Source organism: Paenibacillus sp. FSL M7-1046 (assembly GCF_038007405.1).
In the GTDB taxonomy this organism is placed as follows: Bacteria; Bacillota; Bacilli; order Paenibacillales; family Paenibacillaceae; genus Paenibacillus_AQ.
On record NZ_JBBOXB010000001.1, the window covers coordinates 882,499 to 896,825 of the forward strand.

8 protein-coding genes are annotated in these 14,327 nt (G+C 52.1%); 3 read left to right on the forward strand and 5 right to left on the reverse strand.

Annotated elements, in window-relative coordinates; all coding sequences use genetic code 11:
- Positions 1 to 70: 70 nt before the first annotated feature.
- Positions 71 to 6,919 carry a chitobiase/beta-hexosaminidase C-terminal domain-containing protein gene (locus NYE29_RS03710; RefSeq protein WP_340894434.1) on the reverse strand — a complete coding sequence of 2,283 codons (6,849 nt, stop codon included), beginning with the start codon at positions 6,917 to 6,919 and terminating at the stop codon, positions 71 to 73.
- A gap of 286 nt (positions 6,920 to 7,205) precedes the next feature.
- Here NYE29_RS03710 and NYE29_RS03715 point away from each other — a divergent pair, with 286 nt between their 5' ends.
- From NYE29_RS03715 to NYE29_RS03725, 3 genes are read left to right on the forward strand one after another with little or no spacing between them, the layout of a single operon-like run.
- Positions 7,206 to 7,757 (forward strand): RNA polymerase sigma factor, encoded by a 552-nt coding sequence (locus NYE29_RS03715; protein WP_340899600.1) that lies wholly within the window; start codon positions 7,206 to 7,208, stop codon positions 7,755 to 7,757.
- Positions 7,741 to 8,079 carry a hypothetical protein gene (locus tag NYE29_RS03720; RefSeq protein ID WP_076113697.1) on the forward strand — a complete coding sequence of 113 codons (339 nt, stop codon included), beginning with the start codon at positions 7,741 to 7,743 and terminating at the stop codon, positions 8,077 to 8,079. The genes NYE29_RS03715 and NYE29_RS03720 overlap by 17 nt, the downstream gene beginning before the upstream one ends.
- Positions 8,069 to 10,393 (forward strand): hypothetical protein, encoded by a 2,325-nt coding sequence (locus NYE29_RS03725; RefSeq protein ID WP_340894438.1) that lies wholly within the window; start codon positions 8,069 to 8,071, stop codon positions 10,391 to 10,393. Before NYE29_RS03720 ends, NYE29_RS03725 begins: the two co-directional genes overlap by 11 nt.
- A 97-nt stretch (positions 10,394 to 10,490) precedes the next feature.
- Here NYE29_RS03725 and NYE29_RS03730 read toward each other — a convergent pair whose 3' ends face one another.
- The 4 genes from NYE29_RS03730 to NYE29_RS03745 form a co-directional block, all read right to left on the reverse strand.
- Positions 10,491 to 10,931, reverse strand: coding sequence for an RDD family protein (locus NYE29_RS03730; protein WP_340894439.1), 441 nt, complete (start codon positions 10,929 to 10,931; stop codon positions 10,491 to 10,493).
- A 117-nt stretch (positions 10,932 to 11,048) separates the two neighbouring features.
- Positions 11,049 to 12,890 carry a ribosomal protection-like ABC-F family protein gene (gene abc-f / locus NYE29_RS03735; protein WP_340894441.1) on the reverse strand — a complete coding sequence of 614 codons (1,842 nt, stop codon included), beginning with the start codon at positions 12,888 to 12,890 and terminating at the stop codon, positions 11,049 to 11,051.
- A 465-nt stretch (positions 12,891 to 13,355) separates the two neighbouring features.
- Positions 13,356 to 13,847 (reverse strand): GNAT family N-acetyltransferase, encoded by a 492-nt coding sequence (locus NYE29_RS03740; RefSeq protein WP_340894442.1) that lies wholly within the window; start codon positions 13,845 to 13,847, stop codon positions 13,356 to 13,358.
- Between the two features lie 12 nt (positions 13,848 to 13,859).
- On the reverse strand, positions 13,860 to 14,303 hold the full coding sequence (locus NYE29_RS03745) for a DUF4362 domain-containing protein (protein WP_340894443.1): 444 nt from the start codon (positions 14,301 to 14,303) through the stop codon (positions 13,860 to 13,862).
- Positions 14,304 to 14,327: the final 24 nt, after the last annotated feature.

The following is a 14,327-nucleotide window of genomic DNA, read 5'->3' on the forward strand; positions in this document are numbered from 1 at the left end:
CACAAGAAAAAACGCCACTTAGCTGCCTTAGCAGCCAAGTGGCGCAATTCGGAATGTTTTATCCGCTTGCCTAGATTAAATCCGACTGTTGCAGCAACCGCTGAATCATTGCGGCAACTTCGGCTCTTGTGATAGATGCCTGCGGATCTAATCGTGTGGAAGTTCTACCGGAAACAATTCCGGCGGCAACACTGTCTGCAGCACTGCCCACTGCCCATTTCGAAACGCTGCCTGCATCCGTAAAGGAACTCAGCAGCTCTGAAGCCTCTTTATTCTGGAGCTTATCTTTCAACGCGGTGATTTGCATTGCTTTTGCAATCATTGTCATTGCTTGTTCACGGGTGATCTTGTCCAGCGGACGGAAGTTGCCGTCTTCAAACCCGTTGATTAGTTTGTAGGCATACGCTGTCTGCACTGAACTGCTGTACCAATCCGAAGCCTTCACATCCGAGAAAGCACCCGTACCGTTCTCCAGTTTCAGACCTAACCCCCGTACAACGATTGCGGCGAATTCGGCCCGCGTAATCTCTGCAGCAGGATTAAACGCTCCGTTCCCAACGCCGTCAATAATCATGCGTGAGCCCATGTTGTTGACGATATCTTTTGCCCAATGACCGTCCATATCCTTGAATTCCAGCGGATGCCAGATAATCGAGTAGGTGCTGTTGGTCAAGCTATTGACGATGGCAAAATATTGTTGATCAATCTTAGCCACTTTTGTCGGCACATGTCTCACCGATCCGTCCGGCTCAACCACAACCCCGGTTGTAATTCTGTTCGGGTCCACACCATCCGGAAGAGCAATCATCCGCTCTACATAAGCGTTGAACTTCGTTATTTCAACCGTGGTATCCCCGTATTGAGCCCGGATTACAAAATTAAGTGGTGGAGCAGCAAGCGTAAACTCACCTGCAGCCGCCGAATTCTCCACTATTCTCAGCGTATCCGCTGTCGGCTTAGCGATCTCAATTTGAATTTTGATATCTTCAAGGGCAACTGACGCTCCAAGCTGTGTTGAAATAGACTCAATGTTGATTTGCGCCGCAGGAAGCGTGTAGGTGGCATTTCCGCTTTTAAACTCAAGCACCGCCTGCTTTTGTTCCATGCTCTTGATCATTTGACCGCTTAACTCGCCTATGACAATATTAGAACTGCTGATCACCGGAATCGTTATCAGAGCTCCTTGGCCTTCGACTGCCAGCCTTTCTTCCAGCTTCTTCTGATCAATTACGACAGTTGTAACACTCTGCCCGTTCACAGTGGAGGTTGTTGCTGTTCCTGCTCTTTCCACCTTGCCATTAACAAAAACATCAACTCCGTCGTTTGTCACTGGAGTCGTGATTACAGGCGGGTTCTCATTCCCTCCTCCACCAGATGGCGCGGATGGCGCGATTGGCGTAACTTCGTTCGATAGAGCGGATGAGGCACTGCTGCCTGCGCCGTTAATCGCTTTTACCGTAAAAGTATAGGCCATGCCGTTTGTCAGTCCTGTAATTGTAATGGGACCTGTTGTTCCAACCCCCACAATGTTGCCGGGCGAAGCCGTAACCTCATAACCGGTAATTGCACTGCCTCCGGTCTCTGCCGGGGCCGTAAAGCTTACCACCGCTTGTCCATTTCCGGCTACTGCGGTTATATCCGTCGGCGCGCCCGGAACCGTTTTTGGAGTAGCACTCAATTCGTTCGAAGCCGCGCTATCCCCTACTTCATTGGCTGCTTTGACCACAAAATAATAGGCTGTGCCATTATTCAATCCTGTCGCCTTATAGCTGTATACCGAACCGCTGACTGTAGCTATTTCATTGCCATATTCAGAGGAAGAAAGTCTCTGGAATATCTTGTACCCTGTTGAACCCGTAACCGGACTCCAGATCAGGTTGATCTCCCCATTACCGGTAAAAGCGGATTGCAGGAACGGCACACCCGGGATAGGCACCGACGTATCGGTTACTGTAATAACAAGTGTCTGCACTGCGCCCGCTGTAAAGTTGAACGTTAAGCTCGTCGTGCCTTCTGCCAGCGTAGCCAAGTAATCCTTCTGGAGGGTTACTGTGTTGCCTGACACGGTGTAATCACTTCCTGCGGCAAGATATGCCACACCGTTTGAGATGCTGGTGAGATTATTGCCATTCAGCATCATCGTTATTACAACATCCGCCTGTTTGCCCGTATTCTTATCGAAGCTTGCAGTCTTCGGACTGATTGAACTGTTATTGGCTGTTGAAATCGTGTAGCTCTCGCTCAGCACCAAGCTATCCGTCATCCCCGGTTTCACCGCGATGGCCTTAATCGTCTTCGCGCTCGTCAGGGTGATCGCTCCGTTGTACAGCGTACTGCCGATGGTTGGCGTTGTGCCATCCGTCGTGTAGTAAATCAGCGCGCCGATGGTTGTGCTGCTCAGCGTTACCGCCGTGCCGGACGCTAACTCGCCTCCGGCTGGGTTGGCTGTTGGCGCTGCAACCTGCTGCGCCGTAATGGTGTAGCTCTCGCTCAGCACCGAGCTATCCGTCATCCCCGGTTTCACCGCGATGGCCTTAATCGTCTTCGCGCTCGTCAGGGTGATCGCTCCATTGTAGAGCGTGCTGCTGATGGTTGGCGTTGTGCCATCCGTCGTATAGTAAATCAGCGCGCCGCTAGTGGTGCTGCTCAGCGTTACCTCCGTGCCGGACGCTACCTCGCCTCCGGCTGGATTTGCTGTCGGCGCTGCAACCTGCTGCGCCGTAATGGTGTAGCTCTCGCTCAGCACCGAGCTATCCGTCATCCCCGGTTTCACCGCGATGGCCTTAATCGTCTTCGCGCTCGTCAGGGTGATCGCTCCACTGTAGAGCGTGCTGCTGATGGTTGGCGTTGTGCCATCCGTCGTATAGTAGATCACCGCGCCGCTGGTGGCGCTGCTCAGCGTTACCTCCGTGCCGGACGCTACCTCGCCTCCGGCTGGATTTGCTGTCGGCGCTGCAACCTGCTGCGCCGTAATGGTGTAGCTCTCGCTCAGCACCGAGCTATCCGTCATCCCCGGTTTCACGGCGATGGCCTTAATCGTCTTCGCGCTCGTCAGGGTGATCGCTCCGCTGTAGAGCGTACTGCTGCTGGTTGGCGTTGTGCCATCCGTCGTATAGTAGATCACCGCTCCGCTGGTGGCGCTGCTCAGCGTGATCTCCGTACCCGACGCTACCTCGCCTCCGGCTGGATTTGCTGTCGGCGCTGCAACCTGCGCCATAATGGTATAGCTCTCGCTCAGTACCGTGCTGTCTGTCATCCCCGGTTTCACCGCGATCGCTTTAATCGTCTTCGCGCTCGTCAGGGTGATCGCTCCGCTGTAGAGCGTACTGCTGCTGGTTGGCGTTGTACCATCCGTCGTATAGTAGATCACCGCTCCGCTGGTGGCGCTGCTCAGCGTTACTGCCGTGCCGGACGCTACCTCGCCTCCGGCTGGGCTGGCTGTTGGCGCGTCCACTTGCGCCATGATCGTGTAGCTCTCGCTCAGCACCGAGCTATCCGTCATCCCCGGTTTCACCGCGATGGCCTTAATCGTCTTCGCGCTCGTTAGCGTAATCGCTCCACTGTAGAGCGTACTACTGTTGGTTGGCGTTGTGCCATCCGTTGTATAGTAAATCAGCGCGCCGCTAGTGGCGCTGCTCAGCGTTACCTCCGTGCCGGACGCTACCTCGCCTCCGGCTGGGCTGGCTGTTGGCGCGTCTACTTGCGCCATGATCGTGTAGCTCTCGCTCAGCACCGGGCTGTCCGTCATCCCCGGTTTCACCGCGATGGCCTTAATCGTCTTCGCGCTCGTCAGGGTGATCGCTCCGCTGTAGAGCGTACTGCCGATGGTTGGCGTTGTGCCATCCGTTGTGTAGTAGATCACCGCGCCGCTGGTTGCGCTGCTCAGTGTTACTGCCGTGCCGGACGCTACTTCGCCTCCGGCTGGACTGGCTGTTGGCGCGTCTACTTGCGCCATAATCGTGTAGCTCTCGCTCAGCACCGGGCTGTCCGTCATCCCCGGTTTCACCGCGATGGCTTTAATTGTCTTCGCGCTCGTCAGCGTAATCGCTCCGCTGTAGAGCGTACTGCTGCTGGTTGGCGTTGTGCCATCCGTTGTATAGTAGATCACTGCGCCGCTGGTGGCGCTGCTCAGTGTCACCGCCGTGCCGGACGCTACCTCGCCTCCGGCTGAATTTGCTGTCGGCGCTGCAACCTGCGCCATGATCGTGTAGCTCTCGCTCAGCACCGTGCTGTCTGTCATCCCCGGTTTCACCGCGATGGCCTTAATCGTCTTCGCGCTCGTCAGGGTGATCGCTCCGCTGTAGAGCGTACTGCTGCTGGTTGGCGTTGTGCCATCCGTCGTATAGTAGATCACCGCTCCGCTGGTGGCGCTGCTCAATGTCACCGCCGTGCCCGACGCTACCTCGCCTCCGGCTGGATTTGCTGTCGGCGCTGCAACCTGCGCCATAATGGTGTAGCTCTCGCTCAGCACCGAGCTGTCCGTCATCCCCAGTTTCACCGCGATCGCTTTAATCGTCTTCGCGCCCGTCAGGGTGATCGCTCCGCTGTACAGCGTACTGCCGATGCTTGGCGTTGTGCCATCCGTTGTATAGTAGATCACTGCGCCGCTGGTGGCGCTGCTCAGTGTCACCGCCGTGCCCGACGCAACCTCGCCTCCGGCTGGATTTGCTGTCGGCGCTGCAACCTGCGCCATAATCGTGTAGCTCTCGCTCAGCACCAAGCTGTCTGTCATCCCCGGTTTCACCGCGATCGCTTTAATCGTCGTCGCGCTCGTTAGCGTAATTGCTCCATTGTAGAGCATACTGCTGCTGGTTGGCGTTGTGCCATCCGTTGTATAGTAGATCACCGCTCCGCTGGTGGCGCTGCTCAGCGTGATCTCCGTACCCGACGCCACTGCGCCTCCGGCTCCGGTAGGATTCGCTGTTGGCGCATCCACTTGCGCTAGGGATCCGCTTGCCGACATCACCAATTGCGAATTCCCGGAGATAACAATTCCACCATTCAGCTCCATCAGGGCATAAATCGCATTGATATCAATGTCCGACAAATCAACTCCAGCATCCTGCCAGGTAGAGCCCTGGTCTCCTGTGTAGTAAATCCCCGGAACATTGTTGCTGTCGATTGCTACCATATAAATATTGTTTCCCTTTTGTCCCATCATCGTAGAAGCCCCATAGAAACTATAAGTACCAGTTAAAGTTGGGGCGCTCCATGCCGAGAGGTCCTCACTCGTGCGGGAGAATACTTCATAGGTTGTTGAATTATACCCGGTCAGGACATATTTACTTCCGTCATAAACAATATTATTAAAAGCTTCTGTGTGATTAGGATAAGCACCGGAGTGATTTACCCAGGTGTCCCCATCTGTTGAGGTCCAGATACTTGCCTGGTCTACATTACCACTGCTGTCATAGCCATACCCTAAAGCAATAAATTGATTATTATCATAGGTTACGGTATATATGGCATCAATGGATTGCACAGGCAGCACGGGCTCATTCCAGACCACCCCGTCAACCGACGTTTTTATTTTGGGCACCGAACCAGAGCCTGCCCCAACTGCAACAAATTTCCCGTTGCCAAAAGCGATGTCCGTCAAAGATGTGGAATCATTTATACTGCTCCGCACAGTCCACGCTGAACCATCGGTTGAGGTAGCCAGTGCTGCTGTCGTTTGACTCACATCGCCGATAGCCACGTATTTGTTGTTGCCATATGCTGCGGCTGTAAAGGTTCCTGTTCTTGAGGGTAAAGCGGCTTTACTCCATGAAGCCAAATCACCCGAAGTCCATATGGCCCCATCTCCACCTTCTTTGCCAACAGCGACATATTGGGATCCGTCATGGATAACTTCATAAAAAGCTCCCCCCCATTTATAGCTCCAATCCGAGCCGTTAGGGGATACCATCATTCCTTCATTTCCTAGACGGAAATACTTTCCGTTCACGAACATCGAGCTCTGAGTCACAAAATAATTCTTAAACGGCTGCATCGTCCACGTGGTTCCGTTCGTCGAGGTATACACAGCACCATAATTAGGAGCTTCATAGCCGAACATGTAATATTTTGTGCCATCATAAAATCCATTAAACATCTGATTATTATATTGAGAGGAATTCTGCTTAAAGGGGGCACCCAGCAAAGTGAAAGTTGAGAGATCTGTAGAGGTCCAAATATATGCCAAAGGATCTGAAATATAATAGCGGTCCTTCATCCATGTGATCATGTTTGTACCAATAGATGGTCCTGAAGGGCCTGACGGCTGTGCTACAGTCCAGGTTGTGCCATTCGTAGTGGAATATATTTTCCCGTTCCCGGTGCCAATAGCCAGTCTGGATCCATTATTTCCTGCCGTTATTCTCGTTACATAATCGCTAGAAGCAAGGCCAGTAGGGACGACTGAGGTCCAAGTAATTCCGTCTGCCGACGTTAAATATTTCCCCTCTGTTGTGGCGTAGAATGCACTGTTCCCGTTAAATTGAAGAAATTCAACATTCCCTATCCCCTTGCTCACATTGGAGGTGCGCTGCGTCCATGTTGTGCCGTCGGGTGAGGTCAGAATGACTCCCGCGCTCCCGCCTACGACGAATAATCCGTTTCCATAGGCTACCCCGTTAAAAGTGAATGAGCTCGGATCTGCCACTCCAGTGTAGGTGATGTCTGCTTTTGTTTTTACGTTCACCCAGGTCTCTGCATCCGCAGATTTAATAATCGCCCCGTAGTAACCTACTGCGATATACGTATTATTGCCATAGGCAAGATCCGACATTGCACTGGATGGTAAATTGTCGTAGCTTTTCAGCGTAAAAGAATCCGGTGCCGGATTAGCAGCATTTACAGCCTGCGGGTGAAACAAGAACAGCGTTAAAACCCCAAGCAACATCGTTCCAACAGAAAAATAACTTAAACCTCTTTTCATCATTAGCTGCCTCCATTATGTGATCTCGTCTATGAAACTGACAATTTTGTGAACAAACTTAATATCCCATAATTCGACATCCTACGCCTAAATCCTCTAAAAATTAATCATTTAAAAAAATAAATAAAAAAACAGCTATTTGGACAACTCCGCATAGTTGCTTTTGAGTTATTTCGATCTACTATTCAACTCTTATTAAGTATCTCAGGAAAAAATCGCCTGCTTACGCAACCATAACCCACCAGCACGCATCTTAATAGTAAAGGGAGGGGAGCTTCATCTGGATATTATAGAAAGAATTATTGCTAGGGATGAGTCGGCTCTCCGCCTGTTGATGGAGCTTTATGGTGATATGCTGCTCAGAACCGCCTGCCTGCTGCTTAAAGACCAGCAATCTGCCGAAGAAGCCGTGCAGGATACCTTCATTCAGGCTTACGCCAAAATGGTCCAGCTTCAGGATCCGCAGCGGCTAAAGGCCTGGCTGGTTTCCATTGTTGTCAACCGCTGCCGGATGAAGCAGCGGACGTGGAGCTGGCGGAGCATTTTTCCTGCGGCAGAGAGCGGACAATGGATGGAAGAGTCCGGTGCCTCCGCTGGAGCGGAAGAACATTTTATGGTGGAATGGCATCATGTGCGGTTGGTTGAAGCCGTCCGAAGCCTGGATTACATCTATCGTGAAAGTCTGACCTTGTACTATTTCCATGAAATGAGCATCCGCGAAATATCCGCGGAGCTGAATACAGCGGAGAATACGGTTAAATCCCGTCTGGCCAGAGGCCGGATACTGCTTAAGCAGACTTTGGAGAAGGAGGGCATTTCCTATGAATACGGATCGTGAACAAATCAAACAGCGGCTTGATGAGGAGCTCCGTCCCGTCACTTTCACAGGTCATGAACAGGTACTGCGGCAAACCCACCCTCCTACGGGCCGGGCCCGTCTGCTGGCACTGTGGAACAAGGAGCTGGAAATTCCGCTCAAAGCTGTTGGCGCATGCACGGCACTCCTCGTAACAGGAGCACTGCTGTTATATTCACCGCATACCGGTACTGAAACCCAGCAAGCTGTTCAGCAGCCGGGACAACGTGAATTAATCAAAGCCGGAGGCAATATGTACTGGAAAGACATCTATGAGCGGGCGGTGAAACGGTATGATAATTAGATTAAGGGTCAAACATCTGGTGCTGTTTGTGCTGCTGCCCCTCTCTCTGTTGGCTATAGTAGCTGTTGTACTGCCTTTCTCACGATCCGGAACAGGACCCCCCGCCTTAACGGCTTCCACAGCCAAGGATGATCGAATAAAACTTCTCAATACTCTAAATGGCAGCACCGGCAGCAAACGGATGGAGCTGATCCGCACAAAGATCATTGAACCCGGCAATCTGGATACTTCGTACAGCTTCAATGTGTATATCGGAGCTTCGATGACCCAGTCATCACAAAGTGAAAACGAAGAAATTTATTCCCCTCTGCTGCCCGGAGACAGGATCAAATTCCTGCAGGAGTATATTATGCAAGGCCCTGCTGACTATTCCATGCTGAATGCGGTCAAGCAGCTGCTCTATGAGTACGACGTGATTGGCACAATGGATGATGAGGCTGACCAGGCACTGGCAGCTGCGGTGGAGCGGATTAGCAGCACCTCTTCCTTGTCAAAGGAACTGACGCTGATCCGGGCAGAACGGGCACTGAACAGCGGTAATTTCACAGCGGCGGAAGCCCTGCTGAAGCAAGCGGATTTCCTTGTCCAGAACAACGATCTGGAAATGGATGCCCGTACGGCCTGGCTTGGCGGACGACTGCTTTTTGCCCAAGGGAAAAGCCGTGAGGCATTAACTCTGGTTACAACCGCGCTGGAACAATACCGGGTGGGATGGAAAGAACTGAAAAAGGAATATGGCGGGGACGAACTACAGTCAATCCATTCAGGAGAAAGCGGCAATGACAGCAGCGCTGAAGCCTTCGAGCAGGGAACTACTGACAGCGACATCAGACTTATTGCCCTTCGGACGGCACTGCAATCTGCTGTAGATATGGGTATCCATACACCGGCGACCCTACAGGGTACACTCACCAAAAGCGATGGAACCCCGGTGTCGCGGGCCGGCATCTTTCTCCGTGCAGAAAGTGAGGTCCATCATAGTGTTATGCGCAATACCGAACCCTATCAAATCGTTACCGATGAGAGCGGACATTATCAATTCAGAGGGGTTATTCCCGGCTTCTATCAGCTTCAGATCGGCGTCAGCTTTGCCCAGATCGACGGTTGGGCCTGGCCTGTACAGTCTGATGACTGGATTGAAATCAAGCCAGGGGACGATTTTACCGAAAATATCGTTCTGCAGCCGCTGCTTGAACTTAAATCTCCTGTCAATTCACAAGTAGTTACCGGTTCCTCCGTTAAATTTGAATGGGAGCCGGTCAAAACTGCGGCATATTACAACCTGAGCGGCACCGTTAATATAGAAGACGGCTCATTCACTACCATAGTTCGGCAGAACATTAAGGACAACAAGGTATCCATCCCGGCGGAAGAGTTATACGATGCCGGCGGCTTCTCCATCAGCGGCGGCACAGATAACTGGAAAACTATTGAACCGTCCTCCCTGCTTGGGTTCGCAGACCCTGAAGGCCGGTTCTCGTGGACCGTCGATGCTTTTGATGAGCAAGGCAAGCTGCTTACCCGCAGCAACGGCTACCGGCTGAACGATGATACCGTGGGCAATCTGCCTTTCTTCTACTACAAGTCGCGTACACTTACTGCCGCAGACAAGCTTGTTAAGGACAAGAAGCTCGAGCAGGCACTGCAGGCCTATCGCCGGGACTACGCCGCAAATCCGCAGGATGCCCATGCTCTGAAAATGCTGACTCATCTCCTGACAGCCAAAGCCTCCTATGCAAAAGATAAACAAGCGGAGGATGCGACAATACCCTTGTTAATCCAGCTCGTTCAGCTGCGTCCGGATGCCAATTTTACCTTTTCACTTGTAGATCACTACTTTGACCACGCCGACTGGGTGAACTATAACAAATATTACTCCATGTATAATGAGCTTATTCAGGAAAAACCAAGCTCTTATGAGATGGCCATCCATGCCACCGCACTTATGTTTCAGGGGCAATTGGCAGAGGCCCGCAAGCAGTTTGCCGTTGCGCTGGAGGAAGACCTCAGCCACCGCTTTATCGGCAGCTATCTGGCGGCGGAACTAGCCGCCGGCCAGCCGCTCACCTCGGTGCTGGAGCTGGCGAAACGTTATCCTGAGCACGGATATCGAACAAGCGGATACCGCTGGCCTCTGCTGATCTCGAAGCTTCAGTCTGAACGGGAAAAGCAGCCGGAGGTTTTTGACAACCTGCTGCAAGAGAAGCTTGCTTCCTATGTCGCAGGGGAATCGGAGGCATTGCAACAGTGGACCAAGGAGGGTGAGTCTACAGCGCTGAAAAACTTCATGAGGGCTGTTCTTGAGGTTAGTTAAGGAGTTTTCCGGCGATATTCTGCCCCTCTTCATTCGTTGGCATAAGCAAGGGGATAGAGCCGGGTAGTTGAACAACCCGTTTCTATCCCCTTTTGCCTTACTTCAGTTCATCCAGTGCGGCTTTATTTACTACATATGTTCCGGCCATCATATCGTGTAAGGCCCGGTTGTAGCGGGTAACCACAATAATCAGGCAATCGGCAATAATAATAAGGCCCAGAATCTCATTAAGACCATTGTTCAGATTTGCCCAATCGGAAAAATAGCCGGACAACGAAGAAATCATCTTTTCATCAGAAGTTATAACTACTGCAAGCAGCGAGTTGATCAGATAAAGGCTGTAGCGGATCACCGACTGCTTCACCGTAGGATAAGAACCGCTTCCGTTTACAATTCTTGTTTTGAGCAGCAGCCTCCCCGGTGTCCCGCCATACTTCACAACCATAAAAATATTGAACGCTGCCAGTGCCCCCCACTCGATCAACAGCGGAATTAAAGAATTGTAGTTCTCCGCCGACGCAAGCGACCATCTATTCAAATAATAAAACTACTCATTTCAAGCCTGGTTTCCAACGTTTGCTCCATCGAATATTTAACGCTCCCCCTGAAGTGTTTTTACTACTTCTTCATTCTAAGAAATTATTCGCCAAAATATTCAATTTCCCTCCAGCAGCGTCCCGATGGCTTTCCGCAGATTCACAATCTCCGCCATCAGTTCCCGGTTCTCTTCCTCTGTCTCCAGGGCATCGCTCCGCATTAGCCGGGCCAGGCTCATCTCCAGTAACTGCAATTCTCCTTCACGCATCTGCTCCTCAGGGGTCAGCACCCGGCCGCGTTTCTTTGCAGTATATTCCTCATAAGTGCCCGGGAAGAACTGCGGGCTCCGCCCATGCTCCAGCAGCAGCAGCCGGTTGGCGACCTTAGTGTGCAGATAACGGTCATGGGAGACGATAACCAGCCCGCCCGGATAGGCCGCAAGCGCCTCTTCCACCCGTTCCCGGGTGTCGATATCCAGGTAATTGGTCGGTTCATCCAACACCAGCAGATTGCCTCTGCCGAAGTAGAGCCGGAGGAACGCGACCCGGCATTTCTCGCCCATACTAAGATCGCCAATGTGCTTAAAGACATCTTCCCGGGGGAATAAAAAGCAGCCCAGAATCGTCCGCGCCTCCGTCTGCGTCATACCTGGCAATTCCAGCAGGCTGTCAAGTAAGGTCGATTCAGGATTGAGATGATCCAGCTCTTGAGCAAAATACCCGATTTGAGTACGCGGATGTTGGGTCACTTCACCGCCGGAGGGCTGTGCAACTCCTGCGATCAGCTTCAGCAGCGTGGACTTCCCGGCACCGTTCGGTCCCAGAACGGCAAGCCGGTCGCCCCGCCGCAAGGAGAGATTGAAGTCCTCCAGCAGGGCCGGGTTGTCTCCATAGGCACAGCGGATATTGTGTAAGCTCAGCAGCGCATCTCCCTTGAAAGCTTCACTCTCCAGCTTCATGCTCAGCTCGGGTGCTGCTTTCGGCAGCTCCACGCTGTTTTTCTCCAGCCTTGCCAGGCTGGCCTCCTTGGCATGGAGGCGGGAAACATTTTTCTTCGATTTCGAGCGCAGGAAATCGTTCTGCCCGGCGGCGCGGTGCGCCTGCTGGAACCATTCCGCGTAACGGCGGATGCTCTCCAGCAATTGCTCTTTCTCCTGCTCCTGCTTTTTGTATTGCCCTTCAAGCGTGCGGGCCTCCACCGCTTTCTGCTCGCGGTATTCCCTATAGGCGCCGGGATAACGGCGGCAGCCCTGTGGAGTCAGCTCCAGCACAGCAGTAGCTGTCCGGTCAATGAAAGTACGGTCATGGGAAACGTACAATACCGTACCGGGATAGCTCCGTACCCATTCCTCCAGCCACTCCATCGTCTCATTGTCCAGATGATTCGTCGGCTCATCCAGAACCAGCAGCTTGGGCTGCCGGGCGAGCAGCGCAGCGAGCTGAACCCGTGTCTTCTGGCCGCCGCTGAGCAGGCGGTACGGCTGGCTCCATAGCGCAGGATCAAGCTTCAGCTGTCTGAGGCATTTCTCCACCTTGGCTTCCCAGCCATAGCCGTCCAACTGCAGATAGCTCTCATAGATTTCTCCATATTCAGCCACCGCCTCTGCATCGGCACCTTCCGTATCCTGAAGCTGTTTGCCCAGTGTCTCCAGTCTGCATTTAAGCGCAGCTAGCTCTTTCCAGCCGGAGAAAACATACTCCAGCACAGTCATTTCAACTGAAATCTCCAGCTGCTGGTCCAGCACACCCCATTCCTCCGCTGGCAACCCGTAAGAGACACTGCCCTCCTCAAAGGCCAGACGGCCGAGCAGTCCTTGCAGCAGCGTCGTCTTGCCGATCCCGTTGCGCCCGAATAACAGCACGCGTTCCCCTTCTGTGATTTCAAACGACACACCTTCAAATAGGACAATGCCATTCCACTCTTTGCGTATATTTTTGGCTTTTATTAAGGTCTTGGTCATATTTATTCCTCCGCTTCATCAAATACCGAAACTAAAAAAACCGCAGCCAGCGGCCTGCGGTAGAGTTGTGTATGAAGGGGGAGAGATGCCAGGAAACAGTGGTGCGGACGTGGCCTCCCCTGTTTAATTGCAGGGCAAGCCGTCAACACCAGCTTCAATCCTCTATTAGCATCGTATAGGCCCCGAACGACACACGTATCCCTGACCGTACACCCTGCAAGGGCGTCCCGTGGCTTGTGCATAAGCACATCACAAGTTAACTGGTCTGTTGCTGGGAAACGTGTTAGTTATTCATCAGTCGGGTGAACCTCCGTAATTGTCCGAATTTATTATTGGTTACAGTATATAAAGCCTGCCCACGATAAACAAGGTCAAGAATAATTATAGTTAAGAGCTACCTGTGATCAGCATCAACTCCGAGTTGGATCTCCCTATAGATTCGGCCCCTCCTAGATTGAATTAATTCTATAGCTCTTTTTGCATTGCGATCCCTACGAGCTTCTCGCCATCCGGTTTGACCAGTACCTTATATCCGCAGGGGTTGAACCCCTGCTTGCAATAGAACAGCAGTGCTCTTGTATTCGTATTGTGGCAGTATAACTTCATCGTCCGGACTCCATGCTCCTGCTTGGCGGTATCCATCATGGTTTGGATCAGGTAAGCCGCAACCCCTGTGCCCCGGTAGCTTGGACTTACAATCACATTGCCCAGCCAAATTGTATCGCTCTCCTCATCCTTATCATAAAGATTGGCATAGGCAAACGGCTCCGGTGCATCCCCGGATACGATGACTGTCGGACTGTATCTGTTCTCAAGCACCTTCAGGATTTGCTCCGCCGTCAGCGGATAGTGGAATTTGGGGCTTACTAAAAAAACTTCTTCGGCGTCCCGGACAAAAGCACAGATGGAGTCCAGATCCTCCTGTGCTAAAGTCCGGCTGGTCAAATTCAGCGTCATACGGCTCACTCCTCACTTTAGTTGTTTTCCTTGTATCCTCAGACTGAAAGCATCCGCCAGATCACTATTTTTGCCGGAGCATCCAGTCAGCTTATATTCAATCTTCTTACTGGTGACCTCTTTACTGGTTCCTTTGCAGACACTGGTTCTGACTTTACCTTTTGCGTACTCATCGTGGGTATTATCATATATAAATTTCACTGTTTCTCCATCATAGGCAAGATCAATATAGATCGGGTCTGCTTCCTCCGTGTACTGTGTAACCCTGACCTTATCGGAGTGGTTCTCCTCTAAATTGCCGAGAAATTCATCCAGTCGCTCCGCATTGGTAATCATCCCATGGAGGTCTACAACATCTCCGCGTTCCGCAGCTTCGTCAGGACCATAGGAACGGCTGCAGGCCAGCAGCATAGTTGTGCAGATTATAACGTAAAGAGTTGTAAACAAAGCTTTCATCGAAAACCTCCTTTTGCACTTACC

Excerpts from the sequence above, each read along its gene's own strand:
- abc-f (WP_340894441.1), bottom strand. The coding sequence starts at position 12,890 with ATGACCAAGACCTTAATAAAAGCCAAAAATATACGCAAAGAGTGGAAT.
- NYE29_RS03740 (WP_340894442.1), bottom strand. The coding sequence starts at position 13,847 with ATGACGCTGAATTTGACCAGCCGGACTTTAGCACAGGAGGATCTGGAC.
- NYE29_RS03725 (WP_340894438.1), top strand. The coding sequence starts at position 8,069 with ATGATAATTAGATTAAGGGTCAAACATCTGGTGCTGTTTGTGCTGCTG.
- NYE29_RS03745 (WP_340894443.1), bottom strand. The coding sequence starts at position 14,303 with ATGAAAGCTTTGTTTACAACTCTTTACGTTATAATCTGCACAACTATG.
- NYE29_RS03710 (WP_340894434.1), bottom strand. The coding sequence starts at position 6,919 with ATGAAAAGAGGTTTAAGTTATTTTTCTGTTGGAACGATGTTGCTTGGG.
- NYE29_RS03720 (WP_076113697.1), top strand. The coding sequence starts at position 7,741 with ATGAATACGGATCGTGAACAAATCAAACAGCGGCTTGATGAGGAGCTC.